Below are 3,494 nucleotides of genomic sequence, written 5' to 3'. Positions count from 1 at the left end.
CCGGGCCCGGCTTTGGCCTACGCCGCCCTCGAGAGCCCCGGGCTGGAGCGGTCGCGCGGCCGCCTGTTCCCCGGCCCCGACGCGGGCGCCGGCACGGCGATCTACGACATCACCGCCCGCACCGTCCGCCTGCCGAACGGCGAGGTGCTGGAAGCCCATTCCGGCCTCGGCGCCAGCATGGACCATCCCGACTTCGTGCACCTGCGGATGCGCGGCTCGACCCCGCCGGGCACCTACGACCTCACCGAGCGCGAGGCTTTGTTCCACGGCGTGCGGGCGATCCGCCTCAACCCGGTGGGCGGCGCCGCCGCGATCCACGGCCGCGACGGGCTGCTGGCCCACACCTACATGCTCGGGCCGAGCGGCGCCTCGAACGGCTGCGTGTCCTTCCGCAACTACGACCGCTTCCTGCAGGCGTTCCTGCGCGGCGAGATCCGCCGCCTCGTCGTGGTGACCGGCCGCGGCGACGGCCCGGCCCGCTTCGCCGCGAGCCGCTGACGCCGTCACCGATCGGCCACACCCGGCGACGGCGTCCGAAAGCCGGATTGACGGGCCGGCGCCGCCCGACGCAACCTGCACGCGACGGTTCCTCATCGAGGATCAAAAGGGAACGCGGTGAGGGGAGGGCCCGACGAGGCCTTGCCCGAAGCCGCGGCTGCCCCCGCAACTGTAAGCGGCGAGCCTTCCACCACTGGACGTCACTGGATGCGCCGCATCCGGGAAGACGGTGGCGGGCGATGACCCGCGAGCCAGGAGACCTGCCGTCAGTCGTGGTCACACGCGAAGCGCGTCGGGCGGGGTGTTCCGGCGGGTGTCGAAGCCCCCGGCCGTCCGACGGACGGAGCGGTGGATCGGCCTCGTTCGCGGTGACGTGCCACGTCCGCGTCGCCCGAGGTCCCGTGTCCGCGTCCCAGTCCCCGCCCGTCTTCCGAACGCCAACTCTGCTCGCTCTCGCCTGCGCCGCCGCCCTCTCGGGCCCGGCCGCGCTGGCGCGCCCCGCCGCCGGGGAGGCCGAGGCGAACCTCGCCGAGATCTCCGTGACGGCCGACGATCCCAGGCCCGCCGCCGGGGCTGCGGCGAGCGCCGGCTACGTCGGCGGCACCATCGGCGCCGGCGGGGCGCTTCGGACGGTGGATGCGGCGAGCGCCGGCATCGTTTCCGGCGCCGAGATCAACAGCCGCCCGATCACGCGGCCGGGCGAGGTGCTCGAATCCGTGCCCGGCCTGATCGTCACCCAGCATTCGGGGGAGGGCAAGGCCAACCAGTTCTTCCTGCGCGGCTTCAACCTCGACCACGGCACCGACATCGCGATCGAGGTCGACGGGATGCCGGTGAACATGCGCACGCACGCGCACGGCCAGGGCTACGCCGACATCAACTTCCTGATCCCCGAGCTCGTCGGCGCGGTGGCGTTCCACAAGGGGCCGTACTTCGTCCGCGACGGCGACTTCGCCTCGGCCGGCTCGGTACGGATCGACTACCTCGACACCGTCGCCAAGAACGTCGCGCTGACCTCGTTCGGCAGCTTCGGCTACGCGCGGGCGCTGACCATCGCCTCGGCCCCCCTCGGCCAGGGCAACCTGCTCGTGGCGGGCGAGGCGCAGGTCTACGACGGCCCGTGGGACGTGCCGGACGCGCTGCGCAAGGTGAACGGCGTGGTGCGCTACAGCCAGGGCACGGCGCTCGACGGGTTCTCGGTCACCGGCATGGCCTATGCCAGCCGCTGGACCGCGACCAACCAGATCGCGTCGCGCGCGGTGTCGGAGGGGATCATCGGCCGCTTCGGCACCCTGAACCCGACCGACGGCGGCGACAGCAGCCGGTTCTCGCTCTCGGGCCGCTGGAGCATGACCGACGACACCGGCGTCACGCGGGCCTCGGCCTACGTCATCCGCTCGCAGCTCAACCTGTTCAACGACTTCACCTACTTCCTCAACGATCCGGTCAACGGAGACCAGTTCCACCAGCTCGACCAGCGCATCCTCGGCGGCGGCGAGGTGAGCCACGTCTTCCAGGGCGACCTGTTCGGGCATCCGATGGAGAACGAGATCGGGGTGCAGACCCGCACCGACGCGATCCGCGTCGGGCTGTTCAACACCGCGAACCGCCAGTTCCGCACGGGCGTCCTCGACGACCGGGTGCTGGAGGCGAGCGGGGCGTTCTACGTCGACAACCGCGTGCGCTGGACCGACTGGCTGCGCACCAGCGTCGGCTTCCGGGCCGACGCCTACTACGGCGACGTGGTCTCCGACACGGCGGCCAATTCCGGCAAGGCACGGGACGGCATCGCCAACCCGAAGCTCGGGCTGGTGCTGGGGCCGTGGTTCGACACCGAGCTCTACGTGAACTACGGCGGCGGCTTCCACTCGAACGACGTGCGCGGCGTGACCGCGACGGTCGACCCGGCGAGCCCCCTGTTCAACATCGCGCGCTCGCCCTTCCTCGTGCCCTCGACCGGCTACGAGGTCGGCATCCGCAACCGCTCGATCGCCGGGCTGGAGACGGCATTGGCCCTGTTCCGCCTCGATTTCGCGTCGGAGAACCTGTTCCAGGGCGACACCGGCACGACGGAGCCGAGCCGGCCGAGCCGCCGCTTCGGCATCGAGTGGACCAACCGCTACGCGGTGACGCCGTGGCTGAGGCTGGAGGGGGACCTCACCGTCACCAATACCCGCTTCTCCGACGTCGACCCGGTCGGCAACCGCATCCCCGAGGCGCCGACCACGATCGCGTCGGCCGGGTTCACCTTCGGCGAGGGCCTCGGCTGGTTCGGCGCGATGCGGCTGCGCTACTTCGGCCCGCGCCCGCTGATCGAGGACAATTCCGTGCGCTCGAAGCCGACGGCGCTGCTCAACGGCCGCGTCGGCTACAATTTCGACAACGGCCTCAGCCTGTCGCTCGACGTGCTGAACCTGACCAACGCCAAGTCGGACCAGATCACCTACTACTACGTCTCGCGCCTGCCGGGCGAACCGGCCGACGGCGTCGCCGACCGGCACTTCCACCCGGTCGAGCCCACCGCCGTGCGGCTGACGCTGGCCGGGCGGTTCTGAGCGGCGGCCCTCGATCCGAGCGGCAGGCCCGGCGAAAACGGCCTCGCACGGTTCTGCCGCATTGACGGGGCGGCGGCCGGCGCCCTAGGCGTGGGGCATGCGCATGTGGCGGCCAGATTGGCGGGTCTGCCGCGCGGTCATCGCCGTGACCGCGCTCTACGCGCTCGCCCTGCAGGCCGTCCTCGGCGGGATGACGGGCGTGCGCACCCTCGACCCGGCGCACGCGCTCTGCCTGCAGGAATCCGGCGCGGACGGGCAGGGCCCGGCCGACGCGCCCCATCACGGCGACCACCTGGCATGCTGCACGGCCGCGCAGGCGATGCCGATGGCGGACGTGCCGGTTCCGGCGGCCGTCGCGGTCGCCCGGTCCGCTCCCCCGGCCGTCGACGTTCCGTGGCGTCCCGTCCTCGCCGCCGCCGCCCGCGCTCCGCCGGGCATCGG

The 3,494-nt window shown here is 72.4% G+C and carries 3 protein-coding genes and 1 riboswitch; all 3 genes read left to right on the top strand.

Annotated elements, in window-relative coordinates; all coding sequences use genetic code 11:
• A partial coding sequence (locus FV223_RS23145) for a DUF2778 domain-containing protein (protein ID WP_147729188.1) occupies nt 1-498 on the top strand: 498 nt, incomplete at its 5' end.
• A gap of 68 nt (nt 499-566) precedes the next feature.
• Nucleotides 567-781, top strand: a riboswitch (cobalamin riboswitch).
• 256 nt (nt 782-1,037) lie between these two features.
• On the top strand, nt 1,038-3,053 hold the full coding sequence (locus FV223_RS23140) for a TonB-dependent receptor (RefSeq protein WP_244033025.1): 2,016 nt from the start codon (nt 1,038-1,040) through the stop codon (nt 3,051-3,053).
• Between the two features lie 97 nt (nt 3,054-3,150).
• Nucleotides 3,151-3,494: hypothetical protein (locus tag FV223_RS23135; protein ID WP_187276220.1), on the top strand; the 344-nt coding region annotated here is incomplete at its 3' end.

Origin of the sequence: Methylobacterium sp. WL116 (assembly GCF_008039455.1) — a bacterium.
Lineage (GTDB): Bacteria > Pseudomonadota > Alphaproteobacteria > Rhizobiales > Beijerinckiaceae > Methylobacterium.
This window is presented reverse-complemented; position numbering and strand designations above follow the sequence as displayed.